Origin of the sequence: Paramesorhizobium salinisoli (assembly GCF_003335045.1) — a bacterium.
GTDB lineage: Bacteria > Pseudomonadota > Alphaproteobacteria > Rhizobiales > Rhizobiaceae > Paramesorhizobium > Paramesorhizobium salinisoli.
In genome coordinates, this window is record NZ_QOZG01000016.1 from 1 (window position 1) to 25,121 (window position 25,121).

General features: G+C 58.2%; 27 protein-coding genes, 1 tRNA gene and 4 pseudogenes. 7 read left to right on the top strand and 25 right to left on the bottom strand.

The window, feature by feature from the left end:
• Positions 1-50 precede the first annotated feature (50 nt).
• Positions 51-127: transfer RNA gene (locus DUT91_RS22155), tRNA-Met, on the top strand.
• Here DUT91_RS22155 and DUT91_RS26855 read toward each other — a convergent pair.
• The 4 genes from DUT91_RS26855 to DUT91_RS22170 all read right to left on the bottom strand — a co-directional run bounded on the left by DUT91_RS26855 (position 84) and on the right by DUT91_RS22170 (position 2,854).
• A complete protein-coding gene (locus DUT91_RS26855) occupies positions 84-1,403 on the bottom strand; it encodes a recombinase family protein (RefSeq protein ID WP_342634473.1) in 1,320 nt (439 codons plus the stop codon). The genes DUT91_RS22155 and DUT91_RS26855 overlap by 44 nt on opposite strands.
• On the bottom strand, positions 1,342-1,869 hold the full coding sequence (locus DUT91_RS26285; RefSeq protein WP_200835058.1) for a recombinase family protein: 528 nt from the start codon (positions 1,867-1,869) through the stop codon (positions 1,342-1,344). Before DUT91_RS26285 ends, DUT91_RS26855 begins: the two co-directional genes overlap by 62 nt.
• Before the next feature lie 336 nt (positions 1,870-2,205).
• The gene (locus DUT91_RS22165) at positions 2,206-2,487 is read right to left on the bottom strand and encodes a hypothetical protein (RefSeq protein ID WP_114442650.1); all 282 of its coding nucleotides are present in this window, start codon (positions 2,485-2,487) and stop codon (positions 2,206-2,208) included.
• A gap of 118 nt (positions 2,488-2,605) precedes the next feature.
• A complete protein-coding gene (locus tag DUT91_RS22170; RefSeq protein WP_114442651.1) occupies positions 2,606-2,854 on the bottom strand; it encodes a helix-turn-helix domain-containing protein in 249 nt (82 codons plus the stop codon).
• 364 nt (positions 2,855-3,218) lie between these two features.
• Here DUT91_RS22170 and DUT91_RS22175 point away from each other — a divergent pair, with 364 nt between their 5' ends.
• Entirely contained in the window at positions 3,219-4,139 is a 921-nt protein-coding gene (locus DUT91_RS22175; protein ID WP_114442652.1) for an ArdC family protein, read from the top strand.
• Positions 4,140-4,220: 81 nt separating this feature from the next.
• Here DUT91_RS22175 and DUT91_RS22180 read toward each other — a convergent pair whose 3' ends face one another.
• The 8 genes and pseudogenes from DUT91_RS22180 to DUT91_RS27310 form a co-directional block, all read right to left on the bottom strand.
• Positions 4,221-5,495 carry a relaxase/mobilization nuclease domain-containing protein gene (locus DUT91_RS22180; protein ID WP_114442653.1) on the bottom strand — a complete coding sequence of 425 codons (1,275 nt, stop codon included), beginning with the start codon at positions 5,493-5,495 and terminating at the stop codon, positions 4,221-4,223.
• Positions 5,492-5,878 carry a plasmid mobilization protein gene (locus DUT91_RS22185; RefSeq protein ID WP_114442654.1) on the bottom strand — a complete coding sequence of 129 codons (387 nt, stop codon included), beginning with the start codon at positions 5,876-5,878 and terminating at the stop codon, positions 5,492-5,494. Before DUT91_RS22185 ends, DUT91_RS22180 begins: the two co-directional genes overlap by 4 nt.
• 496 nt (positions 5,879-6,374) lie before the next feature.
• Complete coding sequence (locus tag DUT91_RS22190; protein ID WP_114442655.1) at positions 6,375-6,755, bottom strand: hypothetical protein; 381 nt, start codon at positions 6,753-6,755, stop codon at positions 6,375-6,377.
• 243 nt (positions 6,756-6,998) lie between these two features.
• Positions 6,999-7,240, bottom strand: a pseudogene (locus DUT91_RS22195) (helix-turn-helix domain-containing protein); the annotation flags it as partial.
• A gap of 330 nt (positions 7,241-7,570) precedes the next feature.
• Complete coding sequence (locus tag DUT91_RS22200; RefSeq protein WP_114442656.1) at positions 7,571-7,981, bottom strand: cyclophilin-like fold protein; 411 nt, start codon at positions 7,979-7,981, stop codon at positions 7,571-7,573.
• A gap of 65 nt (positions 7,982-8,046) precedes the next feature.
• Positions 8,047-9,162, bottom strand: coding sequence for an alpha/beta hydrolase (locus DUT91_RS22205; protein WP_200835059.1), 1,116 nt, complete (start codon positions 9,160-9,162; stop codon positions 8,047-8,049).
• 52 nt (positions 9,163-9,214) lie between these two features.
• Positions 9,215-9,445 (bottom strand): hypothetical protein, encoded by a 231-nt coding sequence (locus DUT91_RS26860; RefSeq protein ID WP_245419898.1) that lies wholly within the window; start codon positions 9,443-9,445, stop codon positions 9,215-9,217.
• 118 nt (positions 9,446-9,563) lie between these two features.
• Positions 9,564-9,905: pseudogene (locus tag DUT91_RS27310) on the bottom strand (MFS transporter); the annotation flags it as partial.
• A gap of 128 nt (positions 9,906-10,033) precedes the next feature.
• On the opposite strand from DUT91_RS27310, the gene DUT91_RS22215 reads away from it, so the two are divergent.
• Positions 10,034-10,927 carry a LysR family transcriptional regulator gene (locus tag DUT91_RS22215; protein ID WP_114442658.1) on the top strand — a complete coding sequence of 298 codons (894 nt, stop codon included), beginning with the start codon at positions 10,034-10,036 and terminating at the stop codon, positions 10,925-10,927.
• A gap of 367 nt (positions 10,928-11,294) precedes the next feature.
• Positions 11,295-11,879, top strand: coding sequence for a hypothetical protein (locus DUT91_RS22220; protein WP_147272238.1), 585 nt, complete (start codon positions 11,295-11,297; stop codon positions 11,877-11,879).
• 120 nt (positions 11,880-11,999) lie between these two features.
• Here DUT91_RS22220 and DUT91_RS22225 read toward each other — a convergent pair whose 3' ends face one another.
• From DUT91_RS22225 to traD, 8 genes and pseudogenes are all read right to left on the bottom strand, one after another.
• On the bottom strand, positions 12,000-12,842 hold the full coding sequence (locus DUT91_RS22225; protein WP_114442660.1) for an SDR family NAD(P)-dependent oxidoreductase: 843 nt from the start codon (positions 12,840-12,842) through the stop codon (positions 12,000-12,002).
• Between the two features lie 75 nt (positions 12,843-12,917).
• Complete coding sequence (locus DUT91_RS22230; RefSeq protein ID WP_114442661.1) at positions 12,918-13,739, bottom strand: alpha/beta hydrolase; 822 nt, start codon at positions 13,737-13,739, stop codon at positions 12,918-12,920.
• Positions 13,740-13,777: 38 nt separating this feature from the next.
• Entirely contained in the window at positions 13,778-14,614 is an 837-nt protein-coding gene (locus DUT91_RS22235; protein WP_245419907.1) for an alpha/beta fold hydrolase, read from the bottom strand.
• Between the two features lie 336 nt (positions 14,615-14,950).
• Positions 14,951-15,886, bottom strand: a complete 936-nt coding sequence (locus DUT91_RS22240) for an MBL fold metallo-hydrolase (RefSeq protein ID WP_114442663.1) — start codon at positions 15,884-15,886, stop codon at positions 14,951-14,953.
• A 103-nt stretch (positions 15,887-15,989) separates the two neighbouring features.
• Positions 15,990-16,466, bottom strand: a complete 477-nt coding sequence (locus tag DUT91_RS22245; protein WP_114442664.1) for a type 1 glutamine amidotransferase family protein — start codon at positions 16,464-16,466, stop codon at positions 15,990-15,992.
• Between the two features lie 83 nt (positions 16,467-16,549).
• Positions 16,550-19,324 carry an ATP-binding protein gene (locus DUT91_RS22250; RefSeq protein WP_245419901.1) on the bottom strand — a complete coding sequence of 925 codons (2,775 nt, stop codon included), beginning with the start codon at positions 19,322-19,324 and terminating at the stop codon, positions 16,550-16,552.
• A 511-nt stretch (positions 19,325-19,835) separates the two neighbouring features.
• Positions 19,836-20,009 (bottom strand): conjugal transfer protein TraD, encoded by a 174-nt coding sequence (locus DUT91_RS22255; RefSeq protein ID WP_245419903.1) that lies wholly within the window; start codon positions 20,007-20,009, stop codon positions 19,836-19,838.
• 11 nt (positions 20,010-20,020) lie between these two features.
• Positions 20,021-20,236, bottom strand: a pseudogene (gene traD / locus DUT91_RS26870) (conjugal transfer protein TraD); the annotation flags it as partial.
• A 42-nt stretch (positions 20,237-20,278) separates the two neighbouring features.
• On the opposite strand from traD, the gene DUT91_RS26290 reads away from it, so the two are divergent.
• A complete protein-coding gene (locus DUT91_RS26290) occupies positions 20,279-20,500 on the top strand; it encodes a hypothetical protein (protein WP_200835064.1) in 222 nt (73 codons plus the stop codon).
• Here the strand turns inward: DUT91_RS26290 and DUT91_RS25875 are convergent.
• Positions 20,497-20,655, bottom strand: coding sequence for a hypothetical protein (locus tag DUT91_RS25875; RefSeq protein WP_160113688.1), 159 nt, complete (start codon positions 20,653-20,655; stop codon positions 20,497-20,499). The two genes, DUT91_RS26290 and DUT91_RS25875, sit on opposite strands and share 4 nt — an antisense overlap.
• An 85-nt stretch (positions 20,656-20,740) precedes the next feature.
• Between DUT91_RS25875 and DUT91_RS26295 the strand changes: the two genes are divergently transcribed.
• The gene (locus tag DUT91_RS26295; protein WP_200835060.1) at positions 20,741-21,073 is read left to right on the top strand and encodes a hypothetical protein; all 333 of its coding nucleotides are present in this window, start codon (positions 20,741-20,743) and stop codon (positions 21,071-21,073) included.
• Complete coding sequence (locus DUT91_RS26300) at positions 21,060-21,521, top strand: hypothetical protein (RefSeq protein ID WP_200835061.1); 462 nt, start codon at positions 21,060-21,062, stop codon at positions 21,519-21,521. The genes DUT91_RS26295 and DUT91_RS26300 overlap by 14 nt, the downstream gene beginning before the upstream one ends.
• A 180-nt stretch (positions 21,522-21,701) precedes the next feature.
• Here DUT91_RS26300 and DUT91_RS22270 read toward each other — a convergent pair whose 3' ends face one another.
• The 4 genes and pseudogenes from DUT91_RS22270 to cueR form a co-directional block, all read right to left on the bottom strand.
• Positions 21,702-22,109 carry a (R)-mandelonitrile lyase gene (locus DUT91_RS22270; protein WP_114442667.1) on the bottom strand — a complete coding sequence of 136 codons (408 nt, stop codon included), beginning with the start codon at positions 22,107-22,109 and terminating at the stop codon, positions 21,702-21,704.
• A 166-nt stretch (positions 22,110-22,275) separates the two neighbouring features.
• Positions 22,276-23,310, bottom strand: a pseudogene (locus DUT91_RS22275) (Gfo/Idh/MocA family protein); the annotation flags it as partial.
• A gap of 68 nt (positions 23,311-23,378) precedes the next feature.
• A complete protein-coding gene (locus tag DUT91_RS22280; RefSeq protein ID WP_114442686.1) occupies positions 23,379-24,164 on the bottom strand; it encodes a ThuA domain-containing protein in 786 nt (261 codons plus the stop codon).
• A 312-nt stretch (positions 24,165-24,476) separates the two neighbouring features.
• A complete protein-coding gene (gene cueR / locus DUT91_RS22285) occupies positions 24,477-24,935 on the bottom strand; it encodes a Cu(I)-responsive transcriptional regulator (protein WP_114442668.1) in 459 nt (152 codons plus the stop codon).
• Positions 24,936-25,121: the final 186 nt, after the last annotated feature.

Genomic DNA, 25,121 nt, shown 5'->3' on the forward strand with positions numbered 1-25,121 from the left:
AATTAAACATCTTCTCTAAACAAACGGCCCATCGCCGATAACTTCTTTGACGCGGGGTGGAGCAGCCCGGTAGCTCGTCAGGCTCATAACCTGAAGGCCGCAGGTTCAAATCCTGCCCCCGCAACCATCTTGAACGCGCTCTTTTCCTCGAAGGAAAGGGCAAGCGGTGAGCGAGCTCCCGCAACCAGCTTAACTGATGGGTCGCCCGAGAACGAAAGTTCAGGGCGGCCCTCAGTGCTTTTAGGGCTGGCGTCATTGGTTTCCGGGCTTTTTCCTAGCTTTTCCTGCAACATCGACAAATCGCCCGGTGTGAGAGATTTGCCGTTTTTCGCTGCCATGGTCAGTATCCCTGCTAGATCGCCATGCAGATCGATCAGCAAGCCAGGCCCATCGGGGTCCGGTTTGAGAACGATCTTGTCGATCAGTTTTCGCAGCAGGGTCGCTGCCTCGGTGCGATTCTCTTGGTCATTGAGTGAATCGATTAGGTTTGTGACCTCCTTTCTGTAGCGGTCAGCCATGGATGGATGGAGTGCGGGCAGGTCTTCCGCCGCGCCTTCCATCAGCACTTTTAATTCTTCTTCGCGCTGAACGATATAATCAAGTTCAGCTTTAAGCTTGGGGTTGGCGAAGCCGGACTTGATGGCTTCGATAATTTTTCGCGTATCCTTTTCCAGCTTTCTCAGCTCGGCTTCATGACGCGCGTAGGCGACGTTGCGCTCACGGCGAATCTCATTGAGATGCATCGTGTACTCGCGGCAGAACTGGTCGCACGCCTCGGGTTGCATCAGGTGTCGTTGCAAAGCACCGAGAACGGCGCCTTCCAAATCGGCCTGCTTGATGGAGCGCCGATTTGTACAGGTGCCTTTGTTCCGCGATGTCGAGCACCCATAGTGCTCGGCAGAAATCTTCGAGCATCCACCACCACACTCGCCGCATTTGACGAGGTAGGAGAACAGATTGCGCGGACGCTGCTTCTCCCAGAATTGCTCTTTTTCGTTGAGATCCTTCTGCATCGCCTTCACGGCGTTCCAGGTGTCCTCATCGATGATACGCAGCTCAGGCGTCTCGGTAATGCACCATTCGCTTTCAGGATTTCGACGTGAAATCCGTTTGCCGGTGTCCGGGTCCTTCACGTAGCGCATCTTGTTCCAGACAAGACGGCCGACATAGAGCTCGTTGTTCAGAATGCCTGTGCCACGACGGCGATTGCCGTAGATCGTTGAGGGTCCCCATTCACTGGCTCTCGGGCCGGGTACACCTTCCTTATTCAGGCGATGCGCAATTGCCTTGGGCGATAGGCCAGACACATATTCCTTGAAGATGCGTCGAACGACATCGGCTTCAAACTGGTTGATGGTGCGGTCGCCGCGAATAGGCTCTCCCGTCGCGCTCAACTGATGCACGACATCGTAGCCATAGGCATTGCCGCCCCCTGACTTGCCTTTCTCGACACGGCCGCGCAAAACCGCGCCGCGTCTTCTGAGCAAGGTCCTTTAGGAAGCGCGCATTCATCGTGCCCTTCAAACCAATATGAAGGTCACTGATTTTGCCGTCAGCCACGGTGTAGATATCGACGTCAGCAAACGACATGCGCTTATAAAAGCCAGCAATGTCCTCCTGATCGCGCGACAACCGGTCGAGGTCCTCCGCGATGACGATATCAAAGCGTTCCGCTGCGCCGTCCTGCATCAACATCTGAATGCCAGGGCGCATCAAGGACGCGCCGGATATCGCATGATCCGTATAGCAGTTGATGACCGTCCACCCCTCGCGTTCGGCTCGCATTTTGCAGACCCTAATCTGGTCTTCGATGGAGGCATCGCGTTGGAGGTCGGAGGAATAGCGGGCATAGATGGCGGCGCGGATCATGGGTCTTTGTTCCTTTCTGGCAGACTCTTATTGTTGCGTTGGACAGCCCGCATTGCCTCGTAGTCCTGCTCAGCCGCTCGACGCGCCAGAAAACGGACCAATTCGACAATACGGGGGTCAAGTGCCCCGACCTGACGGTCGAGAGCCTTGCGCCCATTGTCTGCCTTTCCGGTCCGTTTGGTCAAATTCTTCCTCCTTACAATACAAGAACAAAACAAGAACTACAATATAGGAAAAAGATCCTATTTTGAAGTATTTTGTGAATTTTGAAACAATCTTGCCTTGTTCTCTTGTCTTCTAAATATTTGTTTTAACTAGCGCTTTTCCGTAAGCTGGCTAGATATCGAGCTTGTTGTTGTTTTTCAGGGAGATGGCGTCTTTCTCACCGGCACGGAGCTGCATACGGCTGCTGATTTCCAGAAGACGCTTCTGCCGCTGCTGAATGCGCTGCTCGACGTTGGTCCAGGCTTGTCTGCTCAATGCCGCTGGCGAGGTTTCGGTGCTCAGGACGTATTTCGGCGTCAGTTTCGGCTCCAGCTGTCCCCGGTATTTGACGAGAAGCTGGTTCAACTCCTTCTGCCGCCAGGTTGGAGCGTGGCGCTTATAGCATTGTCCCATTCAAGCCACTCCCGCGCATACTGAAAATCATCGCGCCGCTGGAGGCGCGTGTCAGCATGCCGACGTCTCTTCCGTTGAGCAGTACCCGTAGAGGTGGATTTTTCTTGGTACGTGCCATCTAGAACAGATCCTCAATGTCACGCGCAGACGTGGACCGTTCCTGTATGACCAGCTCCAGATTCAGGGCAGCGAGCACATCGGTCAGCGTCTTGAGCTGGACGCCACCTTCGCCGTTCTCTAACTGCGAAATCGTAGCCTGCCGGAGTTTGGTTTTTTCTCCGAGCTGGGTTTGCGTGAGCCCCTTCAATTTGCGCTGCCGTCTTATGGCTGCTCCGATGTGGGGCGGTGTCCGGACAATGTTATTCATGCGACCTCTCTGCGCATGAATATACGCGGAAGCGTATTTATTGTCAATATACGCTGTGCCGTATATCGCCCCCTTATGCGCTGTTGCGTATAAAGCTAATTTATGCGCCTAAGCGTATAAACGGATTGCGTGTATATCCTAATCGGCTTTTTAGCTTAGTTTTTGTTGCCTTCTCAGCCGGACATCCGGGACCTAAGCGGCCTTCTTATCGGCTTTCCTGACAGTCCTGCTTATCGCTCGCAACGGCATTCGCCGTCTTTCCGCGTTGCCCGCCCCTACGGGGTGCCAGCGCTGCGCTGGCCTGTCTCTCCGGACGCCATCAGGCCGCGATGGTCGCGGCTTCAAACCGGCAAGGAGAGAAACCATGTCCCAATCTTCAAAAAAGTTCGATGTCCATCAGGAGATCACAAACCGCATCGTTGATGCACTCGAAACCGCAGGTGAATTCCAGCTACCCTGGATCACCGACAAGGCCGGTGGCTTCGGCAGGCCCGTAAACGTCGCCAGCAAGAATGCGTACAACGGTGTCAACATCATCTCGTTGTGGGTCGCAGCCCTTGCCCACGAGTTTCCGTCAAACATCTGGGGCACATATCGTCAGTGGCAAGCGCAGGGTCATCACGTTCGCAAAGGCGAAAAGGCTTCACTCGTCGTCTTCTACAAGACAATCGAAATTGGTGAAGCTGAGAAGGATGCTGATGAACCACATCAGCGCATGATTGCCAGAGCGAGCTGGGTATTCAATGCTGCGCAGGTCGAAGGGTATGACCAGGATACCGTCGATCTTCCCGATCAGGCAAAGTTTGACCCCATCGTTCGAGCCGAGGCCTTCGTGGCTGCAAGTGGAGCACGCATAGACGAGACTGGCGATGAGGCTTGTTTCATTCCAAGTGCCGACAAAATCTTGATGCCGGAGCGCAGGCGTTTCCTGGATACAAAGACGTCGACCGCCGCCGAATGTTTCTATTCGACGCTCTTTCACGAATTGACCCACTGGACAGGCGCTAAGGCGCGACTTGATCGCGACCTGGCGGGGCGCTTTGGGAACGAAGCTTATGCTGTCGAGGAGCTGATTGCTGAACTCGGGGCCGCCTTTCTATGCGCTGATCTTGGTATCACGCCTACGCCGCGCGAGGATCATGCCAGCTATATTCGCAACTGGCTGACTGTCTTCAAGAGCGACAAGAAGGCGATTTTCACCGCCGCTTCGAAGGCATCTGAAGCCGCCAATTGGCTTTTGGCGCGAGAAGAAGCTTCGATACCCTGGAAGACGGAGGTGGCATAGCCGCAGGCGTCGGGCGCTCAGCTGTCAAGGAAACCTTGACAGCTGAGTTCGGTTCCTCTGCGATTGAACTTGAAAGCATCCTTACGGGTTCAATCTTAGCTGTTTCCCCTTTTCCAAACGCGGCGATGAGTCATCGTCGCTTTTTACTAGTCGATCTTGGCCAAGCAGTGATTTGGCACTGCCCAGACTGTTTCGATCAAGTTCATGCCTGTCGCGAAGACGCTTCATTTGCAGCTGAAGTTCACGCCGCTCGGCTAGGTGCCGTTCGATCAGCTTTTGTTGCTGATCCTGGTCGCGCTTTAGACATTCGGCGAGTTCTGCCTCATTCTGCTCTCGGGTTGTCGCGCGCCGACCCGTCACCCAATCCCAAAGACCGAGCAGGCCTTTTCGGAAGCGATCAGCGCGCGTCTGGTTTTCTTGCGTTAGCCTCTCGGCCTGCCGTTCTTTCAACTCCTGGCGTTCCGTCCGCTGCCGCTGAACAAGGGCTTCACGCTTTTCGGCAAGGCCAGTGCGCGCCTTTTCAAGTTGCTGGCGCATATCGGCCGAGAATTTTTCGAGCTTCTGGTCCACCAGCTTGGCGACGTGTGCAGAGACATCCTCGACACTTTGGAGTGCCGAAGGATCGCCAAGCTTTGCCCTGACATCCTTGGCGCGCTGATCTGTCCACTTTGATACGGCGAAAACCTCACCCTGCCAGTCGACGGCGACAAAGCCACGCTTGCCGGATGCGAGGTAATAGCCCCTTGCTTCCAGAGCATTTTGGAAGGCGCGCAGGCCATCGGAGGTTGCCCAGCAATCCTGAAATATCGCCTTGATGGTTCGTGGATCGCGTCCGATGCGTTTTGCCTGCTGCCATTCCTCGCGGCTGAAATTGAGCGGATTTCCCTCCTGGCTATTCATCAAGCCCTTTGGCATCGACCAGCCATGCTCAATGTAGAGCTGGCGTGACACGTCGCGCAGTTTGAGCTTGTAGTGGGGAAGATTGATCGCCGTCATGGTTTCGATATCGATGCGTGACCATACGCAATGGGCGTGACGTCTACCGTCTTTCTCGTGGAACACCACCGCGCGCGGCTGGCCGGACAGACCAAGCTTTTCCTCGATTGCTTCTATGGCATCGTCGAACACATCGACGGGGACATTTTCGGTCTCCGGCGGGCTTAGGCTTACCGAGAACAGAAACTGCTTGCAGCGCGTGCCCCGGCTGATGGCGAACGCCTCTTTGAAGGCGCCCGAAAGGTCATCAGCAACGAAGCCACGGATGTCGTGCAACGTGACATGGTCATTGTCACGCGTGTTCATCAGGTGGACGGCGAGCTGCATCCCGCCTGCGCGCTGATTGCCCTTGAGGATCATCGTGCTTTTTCCTCCAGGAGTCCGAGGGCAGCGACAAGCTGGTCGCGCAGCGCGATCACATGCGCATAGGATTCTTCCAGCTTTTCAACGGTGGTCTCATCCACGGCCAGTGATCCGGAGTTGGCGTGTCTGGCAAGCTGGTTGAGGTTGTTTGCGATCCGAGACTGGCCAAGCAGGCCGAGGGCACGGGCAAGCGCCTCGTGATCTTTGACGGGCATACGGGTTTTGGTTTTGCGTTTGGCCTCTCCGTCCGCAAAAATGCAGGCGCGGATGTAGGCACTCAAGGTCATACCCTGGGCCGCCCTTTCGAGGGCAGCCCGTTCTTTTTTGGTGAGCCGGAGCGAGATCGGCTTGGGGGTTTTGATTGACGTTTCTGGGTTCATTTCGGTGCTCCGAGAATGAACCTGATGCGACAGCTAAAGTCGCGCGCGAGGCGCTATTTTCTTTCCTGTTCAGAGACTTAGCTTTGGCTTCAGGTTGAGTGAAGAACAAAGCAGGTCAAGAGAGGAGCGAGCCCCCGCAACCAAAATTAATGACACTTTCAATGTTCAACCAAGCCCTTGGCTCTTCCAGCCAGGGGCTTTTTTGTTATCTACAATGCGGGACCACTTGCGGCTCGATCCGGTTCCTACAATATCTCCTCGCAAGGTCTTTGACGCTGGTGATCGAGGGACTGGCGACCGCCGTCATATCCAAATCATTGAAGCGGCAGATACCGAAATCCGTGCGGACGGAAAGGCGTTACGCCGTGAAGTAATGAGCAGGTGGCGGTAAAAAAGTTCGAATCACTTGCGGTCGTTGGCTCATTTGTCCGACGCAGATGTCACGTGTACCCGTGCCATCTGCGCTATTTACGTTGCTCGCATCAGTCGCTACCGCCTACGCCTGCAAACAAGGTCTCAAGCTCGACCATGACGTTTTGAATCGACGCTTCTGTGAGGCGTAGCTTTCGATTTTGTGACGCCATTCGTCGTCGGCTTCAATGTAGGCAAGGATCACCGCAGGGCTTGGCCCGGTGGCGTCGTGTTCTACGGCCAGCTTGGCGTAGTCGATGGTTGCGAGCGCTTCCCACAGGTCGTTGGATTTGTATTTGAAGCGGTCGCGCACCCATGCGGCGGCGGGAGCGAACTGGTAGCGTTCAATCCATTCCTCCATTTCTGCGGCAGTATCGACCAGCGCGTTGCCTTCTCCATATTTGCCGGTCGCGCGCTTGATCCAGTTCTTGTCCGTGGCAATCTTGATGCCGCCGGAATAGCGCATTTTCGATTGTAGGGGCCTGCGGCCTTGCGCAGATATTCCTTGTCGAGCGCGCTTTCGCCCATCTGGCGACGTGCGAAGTAAACCGCCTTTTGCAGACGGAAGTTACCTATCGGCTGGCCACCGTCGTCGTGGAAGGCTTTGACGATAGCTCCGACAAGAACGGCCTCCTTGAACGGAGTGTCGATTTCAGCCTTTGCTTAGCTGAAAGCTGAACCACGTTTGAACCCGATGTTACCGAATCCACTTCCGGTCACGCACAATCAGCGTCTCGGTTTGGAAAGGAAGCTGATTAGCGTGCCGGTAAGGTCGCCGTGAGCGGTCGCTCAGCCCCTCCAGTTCGCTGTGATTATAGCGATTGATCAGCTTGTAGCGGTCTTGCGCGAGATGCCGAACTCCCGGCACAGCGCCGCCATCTTTTCGCCATCGAGAAGCCGCGCGACGAATTTGAGATGCTCATCCATGACGTTACACTCCTGCCAAGGCACCTTTGCTCTCCTCGCAAAGGCAAAAGGTGTAACCCATGTCTCCGGAATGAACTGTCACCCATCTCTCGGCAAGGCAGCCGATAGTGCGATATAGCCGCCGATTCCCGCCGGACTACACTCGTGCAAAAGAGCGGGTGATAGCCGCGAGCGAAAAAGCGTGGAAACGGCGGCGTTAGGCGGTGGAAGAAGTTCGAATCTCTTCGGGTTGAGTGGCTGATTTCTGATCAGCAGGCACGTGCCATATTATTACTTGGATCGGCATGAGCCATTTCACTCTAAATCTATTTCGGCTGCGAACGCAGAACGCCGCTGCACCGCGCTACATGCGCCTCAGTCAGCACGCTCAATTCTCACCGTGATGGAACCGGGACGGTCAAAGATCGAAACATTGCCGGCGACCTTCCCGAGCACAATGATGCCAGGCGAAGGGACGCGACCATCCCGATAGTAGATCACGAAATGATCGGAACTCCACAGCCCGAGCGTGCCGACCGAGAAGTCGCGCTGCCGTGTCTGTTCCGGCAATGGAGCCGGTAGATTGCCGGTCTTCTCCTGGCGAAGGTGGTCGCTCATCTCAATGGTAAGCGGCAACATCTGAGCAAGAGATTTTGCGGCTTCGTTATCGGCAAGATTGGCGGTGACCTCGCCCCAGTCTGATGAAATGCGAATACGTTCTTGAGCCATCGTGGGTCCAACCATTCCAAATGCAATAACGCCGGCGCTCAGCAGTGATTTCAGCATGGCTCATTCCTCCGTTTTTATGCAGATGGAGCCTGTTTCAGCAAGCGCAGGCCCCATCTCGCCACTTACGCGGAGAGGTGCTGATTGAAGAAGTTGGTCAACTTCTCGAACGGAATCAGGTCCACACGGTCGTAGAGATCGACGTGACCGGCACCCTGGACCCAGACTAGTTCCTTCGGCTCGGCTGCCAGTCTGTAAGCTTCCTCGCTGAATTCCTTGGAATGCGCCTGATCGCCGCTGATGAACAGCATCGGGCGCGGCGAGATCGTCTCGATATCGTTGAACGGGTAAAAGTTCATGAACTTGACGTTGCTGGTCAGCGTCGGCTTGGTCGTTACCTGGTTGGAGACATCCACCGGGGTAAACTCTCCGCGGGGTGTCCGATAGAAGTCGTAGAACTCCCGCTGGATGGGATGCGTCGAAGCGGTCAGTTCGAGATCAGTTCCGCCCGTATACTGGATTTGGCCGCCTTCGAATTCGGAGTAGCGCTGCGCGGCCGCCGCCGCGATGATCTGCTTGCGCTGCTCGACGGAGAGCGAGTGATTGAGTGCGTTCCGGTTCGCCGCGCCCATGTCATACATGCTGACCGTGGCGATGGCGCGCATGCGCGGGTCGATCTTGGCGGCGCTGATGACGAAGCTGCCGCTGCCGCAAACACCAATCGCGCCAATGCGGTTGCGGTCCACGAACGCTCGTGTCCCGAGGAAGTCCACCGCCGCGCTGAATGCCTCGGCATAGACATCCGGCGAAACCATCTGTCGCGCTTCGCCCTCGCTTTCGCCCCAGAACGGCAGATCGATCGCCATGGCGACGAAGCCCTGCTCGGCCATCTTGGTGGCGTAGAGGGTCGCGCTCTGTTCCTTCACCGCACCCATTGGGTGGCCAACGACGATCGCCGGATGACGCGCATTGCGGTCGAGGTTCTTGGGAACGAGCAGATTCCCCGCGACATTCATCTGGTATTGGCTTTTGAAGGTGACTTTCTCCAGCGTCACCTGATCGCTCGTATAAAAATTGTTCGCACCATTGGACATGTCTTGAGCCTTTGCGAAGGTTAGGTTTCCAAGTGACATAGTACCGAATGCGGCGATGCCCGCCCCGGTCAGCTTCATCAACTCGCGCCGGTGGATGGTTCGGGCCGGCGCTTTCCGGTTTGTCGTATCAGGGGTGTTCGTAGGCATCTGTGATCTCCTGCAAGGTTAGCGTGGGTTTGAGATTGGCCGATCCTGCCGGTCATTCGGGTTTCAGCAGCCGCCGGCCACTGCCGATCAGTATGATTGCGAAGCCCGCGAGAACTGCACTGCCGATGAAGGTCGCGACGATCGACATGCTGTCGAGCAGCAGCCCGCCGACCACGGCACCGAGCAGGATCGACGCCTGGATGGCTGCGACCATCAGGCTGCCGGCGGCCTCCGGGGCGTCGTCCGCGTTCTGCGACAGCCAAGTCATCCAGATCACCGACATTGCGGTGTTCATCGCGCCCCAGAGTGCGAGAAAACAGGCCCGCCGTGACCACCGAGCCGCCTAAAAGCAGGAGCCCCAGCGCCCAGAACCCGCCGATGCAGATGCCCAAGAGGGCGCGACCGATCATCAGCATCGGGAAATTTGGGGCTGCCGCAACCAGAACCAGTGACAACAGCATGAGAGCCGTCATCGCGACCAGAATCCATTTGCGGTTCAGCGTTCCAGCGGCGGTGGTGATGACCAAGCTCGCCGCCACCGCGAAGAGGCCGCTGATCGAAATCGCCTGTCCGGTCTGTCCCTCGGTTGCGCGCAGTCCTTTGGCCATCGGCGTCAGCAGGCTGACCGGCATGAATTCCGAGGCGGTCAGTATCGCCACGCAGAGCGCCATCGAGAGAACCGCGCCCCAGGCTGCGTCCGGTTTGCGACCTGCATCTGCCGTGGCGGCAATCGCCATATTCATACGCTCCTGCTGAAATGTTGCAGTGCAAATCTAATGGTTTTGACATAAAGCGATTACCCATCGAAATTGGCATGAACTAATCGACTACATCGAATAATCTGTCGCGAGACGGCAAAAGAAGGAACCTCATGGCCAGAACCGATCTCAATCAACTGACGTGGTTTCAGGCCGTCGCGGAGGAACGCAGCTTCACCAGGGCCGCGGCCAAGCTTGGCGTGGCGCAGTCGACGCTCAGCCACACGATCAAGCAGCTCGAAGCGCGAATGGGCATACGCCTCCTGACCCGTACCACGCGCAATGTCGCGACAACCGCCGCAGGAGAGCGGCTGTTACAGACGATCGCCCCGCGCATCGCCGAAATAGAGGATGAGATCGCGGCACTGATGGCCTTCCGCGAGAAACCGTCAGGCTCGATCAGGCTGACTTTGTCCGACCACGCGTTGGAAAGTGTGGTCTGGCCCAAGCTCAAGCCGGTCCTCAGCGCCTATCCCGATATCGGTGTCGAACTGATCCTCGACAGCACGTTCCGCAACATCGTCGAGGAAGGCTTCGACGCCGGCATCCGGCTGGGGGAGAGTGTCGAAAAAGACATGATCGCGGTGCGCATCGGTCCGGACTGGCGCCTAGTGGCCGTCGCGTCGCCCGGATATTTCGCCACCCGGGGCGTGCCGGAACACCCACAGGACTTAGTCAGGCACATCTGCATCAACATGCGCCACGAGACCGCCGGGGGCCTTTATGCCTGGGAGTTCGAGAAGAATGGGCAGGCGTTGCGTGTCCGCGTTGCTGGCCAGCTTACCTTCAACAATTCCTATGCCATGATCGACGCGGCGGTGAACGGCTACGGCATCGCCTATGTGCCCGAGAACATCGTGGAGCGGCACATCGCTTCGGGCCTGCTAGTGCAGGTTCTCGATGATTGGTCACCCTTCTTCGACGGCTATTTCCTCTACTACCCGAGCCGCCGTCAGAATCTTCCCGCGTTCAAGATCATCGTCGACGCGCTACGACATCGGGATTGAGGCAAGAGGATATTAACCCGCGCGATTGGCTCACGCCCAATTGGGAGGTTCTGGAGTGCAACAGAGTAGACATAGTTCTCATCATCACCCGATGCGGCGCGCCAGGGGACAGCGCCCCCAAGCAACCGGCCCGGCCAGAGCGGAGGCCGGGCACATGTACCGGATCAGGACGTTAGGATCTGGATGCCCAAGGCCCGTGACGTCCTGATCGCCGTCTAAGGGGCAAGATGCAGTGCCGGTATGTCAATTCGGGTGATCCAACAGCGTCACGGGCGCGCTTGGCACAGCGGCGGAGTTCGCCACGAGCAGAGCGATAGATATTTCTGGGCGAGCTCAGCCTGCTGTTTTCTTGAACGGGCTAAGTGCAGTGATCCGCAGCGGTCGGCGGCAGATACCTTCATCATTCGTATTGCCACTTTTGATCCTGTTGGATTCGGACTCTTGGACGGCGACCGAGCCGCGCCAGGTGTCCGAGACGAAGGTGATCGATCCTACGATTACACGCAGTTTCGCGATGGGGTGGCGCTGCTGGGCGACGAAAGGCGTCTTTCCCGACCGGCTAGACTGCCAGATTGAAACCGACCGCGAGCGGATCGACGAAATCCTCCTGAGGCGACACGCCGGCACACGGGGCGGAGTCGGTTGCAACTCTTGGACAGACCGGATGACGGCCACATTCGTCGAGTGGACCGGCAAGGGCAGCGGCGTGAACGTCGCTGACGAGATCGAAAAGCGCCTGGAGGCTGCCGGAATGTTGCCGGCGAAGAAGATACCCTGGTCGACGGTCAACCGGCTTCTCTCCTCCGAAGGACTGCGCGATCGCGTCGGCATCAGCGTCAGCCGAAGCAAATTTCAGCTCACTCACCCTGAGTCTTTGGTGCTGCCCATTTTCCGACGCATCGCCGAGGATCTGACGAACCGCACTGTCGTGCTGGGCGACCCCTGCGCATAGGAGCAGGAAAGAGCCTGCGCGTGAAAAGGCGTAGTACCGGCGGCAATGGGCGGTGAAAAAGTTCGAATCGCTTACGGTAGAATGGTGGACTTTGGCCCGAGGACCGCGGCATCGGGAACATCAATGTGGCATCGTCTCTGTCGAAGAGCTATCTCGCCTGCAGAAAGATGCATCGGGTGAGCCGAGATACCGGGCGGCTGGTCTGTCGAGGGAGAGATGCGGCCCCAAATCGTGGCGGGCGTCGTCAAGAGCCTTCCAGAGGCCTTCGTTGCCGAGCGATGGTATCGTGACGAGTTCGCCAGCGTCGAAGCCGGAGAGCGCGGCATCGACCATCTGCCCTGCGTCCATCATCATTGCTGTGGGGATAACGGAGCTGTCGAAACCAGCGCGTTCGAAAATTTCAGTCTTGGTGAAGCCTGGCAGAACCGCTTGGATGCGGACGCCCTTGGGCCGCAGTTCGACATCGAGCGCCTGTGTGAGCGAGAGCACAAACGCCTTTCCGGCGGCATAGCTTCCGTTGAAGCGTTCTGGCATCAGAGCGACGACGGACGCGATGTTTATGATCGCTCCCGCGCCCTTGGCGGCGAATGTCTTTGCGGCGGCGACGGTGAGGGCATGCAGGACATCGACGTTGAGATGCACCATTCGGCCGAGAGTGTCCTCACTGGCGTCCAGGACATTGCCGCTCGGCCCGATGCCGGCGCTGTTGACGAGAAGTTCGATATTCTCGTCTTCTCGGATGCGCTTGAGAAGGATGTCTAGGTCGCTGTGCTTGCTCAAGTCGAGAGGCAGTGGCGTGATGGCGACTGCGTAACTCTCAGTCAGGTGGTTGGCGGCGTTGCGCAGCCTTTCAAGATCTCGTGCGACCATGATGAGGTCATAACCTCGGGCGGCGAGCCTGTCGGCGTAAACTGAACCGATGCCGGAGGATGCTCCAGTGACGATGGCGATGGATTTGGTCATAGTGATCTCCTTCAGATGGCTGACTAGGACTTCGGGCGAACCGCGCAGGGGCTTCTCGGTCGCGCCCGTCAGGCTTCAAGCGGCATTGCCAATTGAGAGATTGGCAACATTGGACGTAACAAGGCGTGCATGGCGCACCGCCCAGTCGAGCGCAAAATCGGCGACCTCTTCCCAGCCCGCGTCGATGCAGATGAAATGCGAACGGTCCTCGAATATCTTGAGGGCAGTGTGAGATGCGGCACGCTTCTGCTTTTCGTAGATCGCCTTAGTCATGCTCGCGTCGGCGATGAGGTCGAAGCCGCCGCCAATGAGGAGCAGCGGGGCGCGGTCGGGATTGTCCCAGCGGATCTTTCCGACCGAAGTCAGGATGCCGTCCCAGTAGACCTTGCCCGCAGTCGGGACGATATAGCGGTCGTAGTAATAGTCGACGTTATCCTTCGGGAGCGTATTGGCGAAGCGCTTACCGAAGAACTCGCGCGACATGTGCATGGTTCGCTTCCAACTGCCCCAGGAACACAGCACCGGGAGAGCAGAGACGATCGAATGGATGCCGAGCCGAATTCCGGTCGTCGGCGCGGGGTCAATCGCGACGCCGGCGACGCCGAGACCACGGTCGAGCAGTATCTGGGTCCACACCCCGCCGGCCGAATGGCCAATGATGATAGGCTGCTCGGGCAGTTTGCGGATTTCCGCCTCGAAGTGCTCGACGATTCCCTTCACACCGATTGTCTTGAGCATGGGATGCGGATTGGCACGCAGATCAGCCGGATCGCGGTCGTCATAAGGCCAGTTCGGGGTCACAACGGTGTAGCCTTTGGCTTCGTAGCGGGCCTTGAAGCCTTCCCAGCTCTTGGCATTCAGCCAGGCTCCGTGGATGAGCATAATTGTCTTCGTCATTGGAATTCTCCTTGTCTCGCTGCTTGAGCTGAGGTGTGTCAGGACGAGGACTTGAAGAACGCCAGGAGATCGGCGTTGACCACGTCCGGATGGGTTGTGCACATGCCGTGGGGCAAGCCCGCGTAGGTCTTGAGTGTGCCGTTCTTCAGCAGCTTGGCCGACAGCGGCGCGGAGTCGGCGTAAGGCACGATCTGGTCGTCGTCCCCGTGCATAACTAGGACCGGGAGATCGATCTTCTTGAGGTCTTCGGTGAAGTCGGTTTCCGAGAAGGCCTTGATGCAGTCATAGTGCGCCTTGGCACCCCCCATCATGCCCTGCCGCCACCAATTCTGGATCACGCCCTCGGAGATTTCGGACCCCGGACGGTTGAAGCCGTAGAACGGACCTGCGGGCACGTCGCGGAAGAACTGGGCGCGGTTGGCGATCAGCGCAGCGCGGAAGCCGTCGAACACCTCGATCGGCAACCCGCCGGGGTTCTTCTCGGACTTGACCATAATCGGTGGGACGGCACCGATGATGACCGCCTTGGATACGCGGCCCGGCTTGGAGCGGGCGACGTAATGGACGACTTCGCCGCCACCCGTGGAGTGACCAACATGGATGGCCTCCTTGAGATTGAGCTTTTCGGCCAGCGCCGCGACGTCTGCGGCGTAGGTATCCATCTCGTTGCCGGTATCCGTCTGCGTTGAGCGGCCGTGGCCACGGCGGTCATGCGCAATGACGCGGAACCCTTGGCCGAGGAAGAACATCATCTGGTTGTCCCAGTCGTCCGCCGAGAGCGGCCAACCATGATGGAAGACGATTGCCTGGGCGTCCTTCTGACCCCAGTCCTTATAAAAGATTTCAGTGCCATCGTTGGTGGTGATGTAGGACATGGTGGAGCTTCCCTGTTCGAGTGCGGTGGATGCGGTAGCGGCCGGAGCCGGTTTCGGAAGAGTCGCGACGGCGAGCGCCGCACCTCCGCCGATAAGAAGATCACGCCGCGTTGCTGTGACCGAGGGCAGCGAGATGACTGTCGCTTTCATGTTCGTCTCCTTGGCGGCGTGAATGCCTCTGTTCGACGAGATGAAGCGTGGCGGAGCTGGCAGCTTAACGCGAGTTAAGGGCCGTAAATCTCTGAGAATCGAAGTTCCAGGTGGTGTGCAGCGTATAAAGAAAAGGGACCCGGCCGTGCAGGCCCGGTCCCTCTCACGAACACGATCGGACTCTCGTCAGGCTGCCACGAACCTGTAGGCATTGCCCTTTATCTCGGCGTATCCCACGCCTGGATAGGTCCAATGGTAGCCAAGCAACTTCAGCTTTTCATTTGCGGCGCGGTCGAGCAGATCGCGCCGATTCTTGAGTGCAAGCTCCGCGTCGGTGTCGAATCCGAAATGCCACTGAGGATGCTGGAAGAAGATGACGTCGTTTGTGCAGGCGTCACCCGTGACAATGAGGTTGTCACGGCCGGCGAGTTCGATCGAGATATGGCCAGGCGTGTGGCCAGGCGTATTGACGACCGACATCCCTGGGACGATCTCGTCACCCTCCTTCACGCGCGTGATGCGGTCCGCGACGGCGAACAGGTCTCGTTGAGCGCCCTTGGCGAACCCATGGAGCGCCACCGGCCGACGCATTTCGAAGTCCTTGTCGGTCCAGAAATCCCACTCGGCCTGACCGATAAAGTACTTGGCGTTGGGATAGAGGACCTTCCCGTCGGCAGTGGTCGTTGCGCCTGAGTGGTCGGGATGGGCGTGAGTGAACACGACCTTGGTGATCGACGCAGGATCGACTCCGGTTGACCTGAGATTGTCCGCAAGCCGCCCGCTACTCGGCTGAAAGTTACCACCGGCCCCGTTGTCGATCAGAATTAGGTCATTGCCGTAGCGGATCAAGGGAACATTCGCTTGGACCCGCGCGCCCGTCTTGTCGCCGCCCATGGACCTCAGGATCGGTTCACGAACCTCGGGTGTGGCGTCGGGGAGCAGGATGTCCGCTGAAAGCGTGAGAAAGCCGTCGCTGAATACCGCGATGTCGAAATCACCGTGGTCAAATCGATGTATGGCCTGGGCATGAGCCGGTACTCCGGCCACGCCCGCCAGCGCCGCGCCGGCCGCAAGCGAGAAGAACTCCCTTCGATTGATCGAGTTTGGGTAAAAATTGGTCATCGACGTGTCTCCGATAGGATGGATAGAACACGTCAATTCTGGGAGCGTGCTTGCGTACTGCCGAGTCAATGGTTGTGAATCGATGCGAAAGAGCCCCATCTTCTCACTCAAAGATGGAGGTTAGCCAGTCAAAGTCGACAGCCGAATTCCGAACGATGAGCAAGCCTCGACCATTTTGGCGGGCTGGCGTACCATGCGGAAGCACAACTTTCTTGCCCTCGTCGAGAAACAACAACTTCAGAGCATTCGCAGGACCAAGGTCGGTTGGCTCTGCAAGAAAGAAAATCGCAAAGTCGAAGTCATCTACGACGATCTGCTCGATCGTGAGCGCGTCCGCGATGTCGCTCCGAGCCGTTTTATCGCTTAGAAATCTTGCGATCTCAGGCTCGTCCGTAAACTTGCGCATGTGGCCGGCTACAGCGGGGAAGCCACCGCCTTCGCAGGCGAACACGACCTCCACTCCTGAACGTCGGAGGGCATTGTAGGTCATTGCGAGGTCGAGAGTGAGATTTCTGTTGGAAAAACCCACTCGATCTTCGCCGTCCAATACGATCAGCACTCTGAATTGAACGGTCGCCATGCCAATGCCTCTTTGCCCGCAGATTATTGGCGCGGCTCTGGGCGAGCCAGTGAGGAGTTGTAAATCTGTGTAAAGGGGACCGATCAGTGGAGGGCTCGACGATCGGATGCGTTCGGCTCGGCGGCTGGCAAGTCGACGATCTCTGTCTTTCCATCGGCATCGAAAGCCGCTGGCAGCCATGAGAGACTTGGATCGAGCCGTCGTTCCCATGCGATGGCGCCCTGAGCTCTGGCTTCGGCCCTACTTGCCTGGAACCAAACGTCAGCAAGCGCGGAGCCGTTTGGACCGCCGCCCTTAAGAACCAGAAGGCCTTTGACCCGAAGCAATTCCGGTTTGCACCAGCGCTCTCCCGACGTCTCGCAATGCGCAAGCGCCTCTTCGATCTTCGCCGCAGCTTCATCAAAACGAAGCAAAGCCGCCAGCGCTTTCGCTTCGACCGATTGGAAATAGGTCTTGAACAGGACGAAGCCTGCGCGGTCGAGGATCGCCATGCTTGCCCGAAGCTCATCTAGGCATTCAGGGGCATTCCCCTCCCAAAGCTTCATCTCTGCTTGGAAACAACTTGCATAGCAGTGCCAGACATCCAACGACAGCGACTTAGTATGGTCTTTCAAGAGCGCAATATAGTCCTTGGCGAGATCGATCTTGCCTACCAACAGCGCAAGGGGGCACGCGGCCTCTGCAAGCACGTTGGTTAGAGACAATTCGTGCCCGATGGAGATAGCTTGTTCGACACATGCCTGGACTTCCGACAGCGCGCGTTCGCCCTCGCCAACCGCCCAATAGTCTCGCGCGAGGATGATCTTGGCGGTGATCCGTTGATCGAACTGGAACCGAGCCGTCTGGCCGGTCGGCAGAGCGTCGTACTCGGCGATCATCTGCACCAGGATTTCGCGCGACTGCTCATGTCGTCCCAGCCAATGTAGCGTCGCGCCCAAGAGGCGCTTCGCGACAATCTGGTCCACCGGATCGCGGGACCCTGCCGCGACAGTCGCGAACTGATTTGAGTATTCGAGGCCTAACTGGGGCTGCGCGCGGTTTATGGCATCGACCCACATGGCCCATATCGCGCGGAGTTGATAGTCGACATCTCCAAGACGTTCTGCAATCCGCAGGGCCGCTGTCCACGCGTTGATTCCTTTCTCCGGAGCCTCCGTCGACCGCATCTGCGGCCATCCTAAAGCTGCGTAGAGCTTCATGCGGCGTCGCTCGTCGATATCGGGGTGGGCATCGAGATAGGCGATCGCCTTGGTAACCGCGGTGAAGCATTCATCGAGAAGCGAAAGACGGAAAAACAGCGGCAGTGCTGCGACGGTAAGCCTGACGCCCATCATCTCGTCCCCCTCGCGCTCGAACGCCCATTCTAGAGCGAGCCTCAGGCTTGCGACATGCCGCGAAAAGTCCTCGGACCACTCGTCCATGGACGTCAAGTAAAGCTCCTGTTCGCTCATCTCGAAAAGGTCGGACAGATATTCGGCGAGTCGCAGCATAATCGAACGATAACTTCCGCTCTCCACGAGCTTTTCACCGGCATACAGGCGGGTCGTGTCCAGAAGACGGTACCGAGTGGCATCCGACAAGGCTTCGGCGACAACCAGTGACTTCGAAACAAGGCTTTCGACAACATCTTCGGGATCATCAAGAACCGCCATGGCGGCATCAGCCGTGAACCAGCCACGAAAAACAGACAGTCGCTGGAGAGCCGTCTGTTCCACGGGTGAAAGGACATAGTAGCTCCAGTCAAGCGTTGCGCGCAGAGTTTGATGGCGGAGCAACGCTGTTCGCCTGCCTCTGCTGAGAACCCTGAAACTGTCCTTCAATGATGTCGAAAGGGCTTTCACCGACATGGTATCCATTCGTGCAGCCGCCAACTCGATGGCGAGCGCGATGCCGTCTAACTGCCGACAGAGCTCCACAACATGTGCAACGTCATCTTCGCTGAGCTGGTATCCACCTATGCATGCGGCCGCACGCTCGACGAACAGCTGAACTGCGGGCGACTGCGAAGCCTCCGATGCCGAAGTTCCAGTTTGAGGCAGGTCTAGGGGGCTGAGACGGTGTACCCACTCTCCGTCAGCCCTCAGCGGCTCCCGGGTTGTGGCGAGGAATCGCCCCGACGATGTTCGGCCAAGAATGGATTCCACGAAAAGCGCTGCCTCATCAACGACATGTTCACAACTGTCGAGCACGATGCAGATGTCGCGCTTCTCCAGCACATCCGCTATCTCCCGGTCAATGTCGTCGGACCTCGACAAGATGTTGAGCTTGGACGCCACCTCGGTCGAGATGAGTTCGCCTGAACTCAGTTCGGCGAGGTCTACCCAAACGACTTCGTTGGACGATCGCCCTAGCAAGGCACGCGCCACGGTCGACTTCCCGATACCACCGGGCCCAACGATGGTGAGAAGCCGCACGTTGAGCAACCGCTCAGACAGCGCCTCGACCACTTGGGCGCGCCCGAAAACTCCAGCGTTGATACGGCGTTCCGCAGCTACAAGCTGAGCCGGACTCCTTAACGGTATTCCCAAATCGGGGCTTGCGAGCGATGCTACCGCAGCGATGAAGGTGTAGCCGCGACCGGGAACGTTGGTGATATACCTTGGCTCGCGTTTGGTGTCCCCCAGAGCCTTCCGTATCGCGGAGATATGTACGCGCAGATTGGTTTCATCGACGAAGGTGTTAGGCCAGGCATGACGAATGATCTCAGCGTTCGTGAGCAACTTTCCGGCGCTGGCGGTCAAGTAGCCTAGAATGTCAATCGCCCGGCTGCCCAATGTGACGGGATTGCCATCCCGCGTGAGTGTACGCCTTCCCGGACTCAAGACGAATGGGCCGAATTGGACCTCGTCCTCCACCATCTTCCTTCCTTCTGTCGGGCCAACATCGACCGCTCAATCGGCTATGTCTATAGAAGGTTGAGAATAGCGAGCTTCGCGTTACAAGCAATACAGCCTGTCAACAGTTAAACTGCTAGGGTGGGGGCTGTGACCACCGTCCGGCAGCTTGCCAGGTCGCGGAGCATGCCAAAGAGATAGCTGATACTAAGTTGCCACCCGGACTGCATGCTTGGCTAGCAGTGTCCATTCTTTTCTTTTCCCCTAGAAGAGCGTCTCTTCAGTACAACGCAATCCGGATTGAAGTGCGATGTTCGTAATAAGTTACCAACCGGCAATTGGGTGATACGCTTCTGGGCCGATAGTGAGCGACGCGGAAGGAGAAGCGGCGGAAGAGTTGTCATGCTGTCCGATGTCCCGCTGTTGATATGCACTGAGAGCTGACCCGGGATCGGAGTGAACCCTCAGGCTGGACCAGCGAGGCGCTTCAGACTAATCCGCCTGCTGGGCGAGTTGGGTTTCAAGCAGGCGTCTGTCATGGGGTCGCCCCGCGATCTTCGAATGCGTTCTTTCCCTTCGCTGTCCACAACGCTCGCGCCTGTTCGCCCTGATCGCCTTTGAGCTTTTCGGCCATCCAGATGAGCGCGCCGTAGATCAAGGCGCGGTCATCGCCGGCCAGTTCAACGACCCCTGCTTTGACGACGAGCACGCCCAATTCGATCAGATGTCGCGTGCGCTCGCGGCGCTCAACTTGCCAGGTGCGTATATCATGCCGCGCCCGTATCGCCTGATGCCGGTTGCCGGAGCGCCGCCAATGTCGCCTTCAGATGTCGGAGCAGATCGCCGCGATTTGCTGCGAAAGAACGCAGCCCCACGTTTCGCCCATGCCGCCCTCTTGTCCGCATCCTTCGTCTCGGCCAGCACGATCAGCGCACCGACCCAGCCGGCGATATGGAGCAAGGCTGGTCGGAGCCGCACGTGCTGAGCGAGCTTAGCAACCTGTTTGCCGCGCGGTGCGAGGCGGTGTGGTCCGACACGACCAAACGGCTGCATGCGCCGGCGGAGCGGGACGATGACCCGCAGAACGACGAGACGACCAGCAGCGATGCGGTAGACGAGTTCGTCTACACGGACAGGATGATGAGCCTATGGTATGGTGAGAAGAAGCGGTGCCGAAGCCTGACGGCGCCGGGCCCCTAGTCCGGCGGCCGAACGGAGGGCAAGCCATGCGGCTTTACAAGTTCATCGACGCCAAATACGGCCTCAAGTCGCTGGCCGAGCGGCGGCTCAAGATTTCGCGGCTCAACGACCAGAACGACCAGAACGACCCGTTCGAGCTGTTCGCCGACAGCCAAGCCGACCGCGCGGCCCGCCGCCGCGTGCGCAACGAGCGCAGGGCAATCGCGCGCGAGTGGGGCATGCTATGCTTCTCATTTGCGGATGCTGCGGCGGCAAGGTCGGCATTATCACGCCGAACCGCTATGCCTGCCTCAACATCACCGGCGTGGCACCTGCAACAACAACCGCACCATCACCCGCCAAAACATCGAGGCGCGTGTGCTGACCGGCCTCAAGGAAAGACTGGTGTCCTCGGAAGCCGTTGCGGAAGCCGTGAAGGCCTATGCGGCGGAGATGAACCGCCTGAACCATGACCGCCGTGCGCAAGCCGCCGCCGATCAGAAAGCTCTCGCCAAGATCGAAAAAGCCATTGCGGGGCGCCATCGAGGAAGGCATGTACCAGCCATCCATGAAGGCGCGGATGGACGAGCTTGAATGGCAGAAGGCGGAAATCATCGCCCGCATGGCGCAGATTCCAACAGACGTTCCCGACATCCACCCCAATATCGCCAATGCCTACCGGCTGCGCATCGAGCGTTTCACCGAGGCGCTGAACGACCCTGAGGGCGGCAGGCAGGCGGCGGAAACGCTGCGCTCGCTCATCGGTGAAATCGTGCTCACACCGGGAGCCAAGCGGGGCGAGGTCCATGCCGAGCTACGCGGGCGAGTTTGGCATCCACGACTTCGCCAAGGCCGAAGACACCAATCGGCCAGGCGGTTTTATGCGAGCAGTCGAAACCAGCGCCCGCAACCAAAATTAATGACACTTTCAATGTTCAATCAAGCCCTTGGCTCTTCCAGCCAGGGGCTTTTTTGTTATCTACAATGCGGACCACTTGCGGCCCGATCCGGATCCTATAAATATGTCCTCGCAAGGTCTTGACGCTGGTGATCGAGGGACTGGCGACCGTCATCTATCCAAATCATTGAAGCGGCAGATGCCGAAATCCGTGAGGACGGAAATGCGTTACGCCGTGAAGTAATGAGCAGGTGGCCCGGCCACAGGCCGGTTGCCACTTCAGTGCAGGCGGCCCACCGGTTTCTTTGTCTCGAATTGACCCGCTTAAAAGGCTCGTTTGCCTTGATACTGCTCGTCCGTTACATGCTCCAGCCAATCGACGACCCTGCCGTCCAGATGTTCCTGAATGGCGATATGGGTCATCGCCGTTGCGGGCGAGGCGCCGTGCCAATGTTTTTCGCCGGGTGAAAACCAGACGATGTCGCCAGGGCGGATTTCCTCGACGGGACCGCCTTCACGCTGCGCGAGACCGACACCCGATGTCACGATAAGCGTCTGACCTACCGGATGGGTGTGCCATGCCGTCCGGGCACCGGGCTCGAACGTGACGTTCGCCGCAGCCGCGCGCCTGGCGTCATTAGGCTGGAACAACGGATCGACGCGGACCATGCCGGTGAACCAGTCGGCGGGCCCTTTGCCCGATGGCTGTTCGCCATTTCTGATGATCTCCATGATGTCGCCCTTTCTAATCGGCAGCCGGTCGCGGCTCCGGTTCCTGCCAAAGCGTGTCGTCCATGAGGCGCAACGCCGGCATCTCAGTTGCGACGGGCAGTGGTTCGAGATCCGCAAAAACCTGTATTTCCGGCATGCTGACAATTTCGACCGGAGGCAGGAGCGTCAATTCGCGCCGTTCCTTTTCCGACACGATAGCGAGGTCGATCACCTTCTGCAAATCGGCGGCGTAGCGGAAGCTCGGATCGGGCTGTTGGCCCGTTATGACCGCTTTGACGAACCGCTCGTAATTGGTCGGCACCGCAGGGACATCGATATTCCTCCAGGTCGCGGTTTCGATATCTTCGCCGAGGCAACCGCGCAGTTCGGAATCCGTCGGGCGATGGGTGACCTCAATGCTGCCGAGTTCGCCATAGATGCGCAGCTTCAGTTCGTTGAGGTGACCGGTCGCCCAGCGGCTGGCATGGATGACGCCGAGTGCACCATTGGCAAAGCCGACGGACATGGTGAAGCTGTCATTGGCATCCAGCTTGTACTCACCGATCTGACCACCCGGCGCCTTATCAAAGGCCTTAAGTCGGGAGAACACGTGGTCGATATCGGTCGCTGCGCCATAGGCGGCGAAGTCGAGAATGTGAATGCCGACATCGCCCAGAACACCGTTTGAACCATGGCTCGTCGACAGCCGCCAGAGCCAGCGGGATTCGCTCCGCCAGTCCCCCCAGGCGCGGGAAACAAGCCAGCTCTGGAGATAGGAGGCTTCCACGTGGCGGATCGTGCCGAGTTGACCCGCCAGCACCATCCCGCGGGCATATTGCAGCTGAGGCACGTTACGGTATGTCAGATTGACCATGTTGATGACACCGGCCGCCTCGGCAGCATGGGCCATCTCCAGAGCGTCGGCATGATTTTCTGCGAGGGGCTTTTCGCAGAAAACGTGCTTGCCGGCGGCAATCAGCGCCAGCGATGTGGCATGATGCATGCGGTCGGGCGTAACGTTGGTTGCGGCGTCGAACTCGCCCCAGGCAATCGCCTCGTCAAGTGACAGGAAGCGCTTTTCGATACCGAAATGATCGGAGAATTCGGCGAGCCGGACGGGATCAGTATCGACGGCGGCGACGATCTCGACACCGTCCATGGCCTTGAAATGGTTCGCCTGGCTTGTGGCCATCGCACCGGTTCCAACAACAATCAGTCTCATCGTGATAGATTCCATAACTGGAGCAGGATGTTTTTCGAAAACCGCTACGCCCTTTCCCTGGACTCGCTCTAGCGATAACCGGCTTTGCCGGGTTGATGCAATTTGGGGCCGCGCTCGGTGATTGGCTCGTGCGCCTTTTCGACCGGCACGTTTGGCGCATCGGTGATGCTCTTCAGATCGCCCTGCGGATTGTGGGCCCATTTGACCGCATTGATCAGAACCTTCTGGATATTGGCGTCGTGATAGGTCGGGTAGGTTTCATGGCCGGGGCGGAAATAGAATATGTTGCCGGCGCCACGGCGCCAGGTGAGGCCGGAGCGGAACACTTCGCCTCCCTGGAACCAGGAGATGAACACTGTCTCCAGCGGTTCGGGAACCGAAAACTGCTCGCCATACATCTCCTCGTTTTCGAGGACGAAGCTTTCATCGAGGCCGGATGCGATCGGGTGGCGGGGATTGATCGTCCACAGGCGCTCGCGCTCGCCTGCCTCGCGCCATTTGAGGGCGCAAGGCGTTCCCATCAGCCGCTTGAAGATCTTGGAAAAATGGCCGGAGTGGAGGACAATCAGGCCCATACCCTCCCATACGCGCCTGGCGACCCGTTCCACGACGGCATCGGAAACCTCGCCATGCGCCTTATGGCCCCACCAGACCAGCACATCGGTGCCCGCAAGCCTCGCTTCGCTCAGGCCGTGCTCCGGCTCCTGTAGCGTAGCAGTTGTCGCCTTGATCGCTGCGTCGCTGTTGAGCGCATTGGCAATGGTCATATGCATGCCATCGGGATAGATGCTCCGGACCAGGGCACTGGTATTTTCGTGGATGTTTTCACCCCAAACAACTGTGCGAACAGGCACTTCGGTCATTCCTTGATTTTGATGAGGACTGGGTTACGCGGGAACCGGACCGGTTTCGCCTAAAGCGGCCGATCGGGCGAGATGATGATCAAAAAACTCGTACTGAGCGGCCGTTTAATGCCCTGATTGGCCGAAATGATGGCGCTCTTGCCGACATCCTTACCTAAAGAGAGGCCAGGTTTTCCGGACGACCAGCGTCTCGCTCCACGCCTGGATACGCGCATCTGCCGTTACGGAAACTTCCGATTATTCGACGTAGCAGAGGTCCGCCCACGGCGCAATCCTGATATCTGGCCGGATAACCCGGTGTGATCAGTTGGCCAGCGTTCCCTTGAGCCCGCCGGGCCGTTTGGACGAAACGGACCCTGCGAGATCGTCGCCATCTGCATGAGCCAGATCCTGGATGATGGGGCAATCGGGTCTCGTATCGCCATGGCAGTGGGTGGCGAGATGGCGGAGCGTATCGGCCATTTCGCTGAGCTGTCGCATCTTGGCCTCCAGTTCATCCACGTGTTGCAGCGCGATGCGCTTGACGTCAGACGAGGCGCGGCTGCGATCGCGCCAGAGGGCCAGAAGGTGGCGGATTTGTTCGATCGAGAAACCTAGATCACGGCCCCGGCGGATGAAGCGCAGGGTATCGAGATCTTTACCGGAATAGACGCGATAACCGGATGTGGTCCGGTCGGCCGATTTGATCAACCCGATCAATTCATAGTGGCGGATCATCTTTGCCGAAACGCCCGATGCGGCCGCTGCTTCTCCGATATTCACGGCGATTTCCTCTCATTCTGCCGGAGCTCCGCCAAGATGTAGCTTGCGGCACGGGCCCAGCGCGCTAGTGGTTACGTTAGAAATAAGATTACCATGGTAGTAAGGTCAAGGCCCACCGGCACCGGTTCTGTCTGACCGGCGAGGGGAGGGCCACAATCCGTTTTGGGGTCTATGATCTGTTGCATT

Coding starts and splice junctions, on each gene's coding strand:
- DUT91_RS26285 (WP_200835058.1), bottom strand. CDS start 1,869: ATGATCCGCGCCGCCATCTATGCCCGCTATTCCTCCGACCTCCAACGC.
- DUT91_RS22165 (WP_114442650.1), bottom strand. CDS start 2,487: ATGGGACAATGCTATAAGCGCCACGCTCCAACCTGGCGGCAGAAGGAG.
- DUT91_RS22170 (WP_114442651.1), bottom strand. CDS start 2,854: ATGAATAACATTGTCCGGACACCGCCCCACATCGGAGCAGCCATAAGA.
- DUT91_RS22175 (WP_114442652.1), top strand. CDS start 3,219: ATGTCCCAATCTTCAAAAAAGTTCGATGTCCATCAGGAGATCACAAAC.
- DUT91_RS22180 (WP_114442653.1), bottom strand. CDS start 5,495: ATGATCCTCAAGGGCAATCAGCGCGCAGGCGGGATGCAGCTCGCCGTC.
- DUT91_RS22185 (WP_114442654.1), bottom strand. CDS start 5,878: ATGAACCCAGAAACGTCAATCAAAACCCCCAAGCCGATCTCGCTCCGG.
- DUT91_RS22190 (WP_114442655.1), bottom strand. CDS start 6,755: ATGCGCTATTCCGGCGGCATCAAGATTGCCACGGACAAGAACTGGATC.
- DUT91_RS22200 (WP_114442656.1), bottom strand. CDS start 7,981: ATGCTGAAATCACTGCTGAGCGCCGGCGTTATTGCATTTGGAATGGTT.
- DUT91_RS22205 (WP_200835059.1), bottom strand. CDS start 9,162: ATGCCTACGAACACCCCTGATACGACAAACCGGAAAGCGCCGGCCCGA.
- DUT91_RS26860 (WP_245419898.1), bottom strand. CDS start 9,445: ATGTCGGTGATCTGGATGACTTGGCTGTCGCAGAACGCGGACGACGCC.
- DUT91_RS22215 (WP_114442658.1), top strand. CDS start 10,034: ATGGCCAGAACCGATCTCAATCAACTGACGTGGTTTCAGGCCGTCGCG.
- DUT91_RS22225 (WP_114442660.1), bottom strand. CDS start 12,842: ATGACCAAATCCATCGCCATCGTCACTGGAGCATCCTCCGGCATCGGT.
- DUT91_RS22230 (WP_114442661.1), bottom strand. CDS start 13,739: ATGACGAAGACAATTATGCTCATCCACGGAGCCTGGCTGAATGCCAAG.
- DUT91_RS22235 (WP_245419907.1), bottom strand. CDS start 14,614: ATGTCCTACATCACCACCAACGATGGCACTGAAATCTTTTATAAGGAC.
- DUT91_RS22240 (WP_114442663.1), bottom strand. CDS start 15,886: ATGACCAATTTTTACCCAAACTCGATCAATCGAAGGGAGTTCTTCTCG.
- DUT91_RS22245 (WP_114442664.1), bottom strand. CDS start 16,466: ATGGCGACCGTTCAATTCAGAGTGCTGATCGTATTGGACGGCGAAGAT.
- DUT91_RS22250 (WP_245419901.1), bottom strand. CDS start 19,324: ATGGTGGAGGACGAGGTCCAATTCGGCCCATTCGTCTTGAGTCCGGGA.
- DUT91_RS26295 (WP_200835060.1), top strand. CDS start 20,741: ATGCTGCGGCGGCAAGGTCGGCATTATCACGCCGAACCGCTATGCCTG.
- DUT91_RS26300 (WP_200835061.1), top strand. CDS start 21,060: ATGGACGAGCTTGAATGGCAGAAGGCGGAAATCATCGCCCGCATGGCG.
- DUT91_RS22270 (WP_114442667.1), bottom strand. CDS start 22,109: ATGGAGATCATCAGAAATGGCGAACAGCCATCGGGCAAAGGGCCCGCC.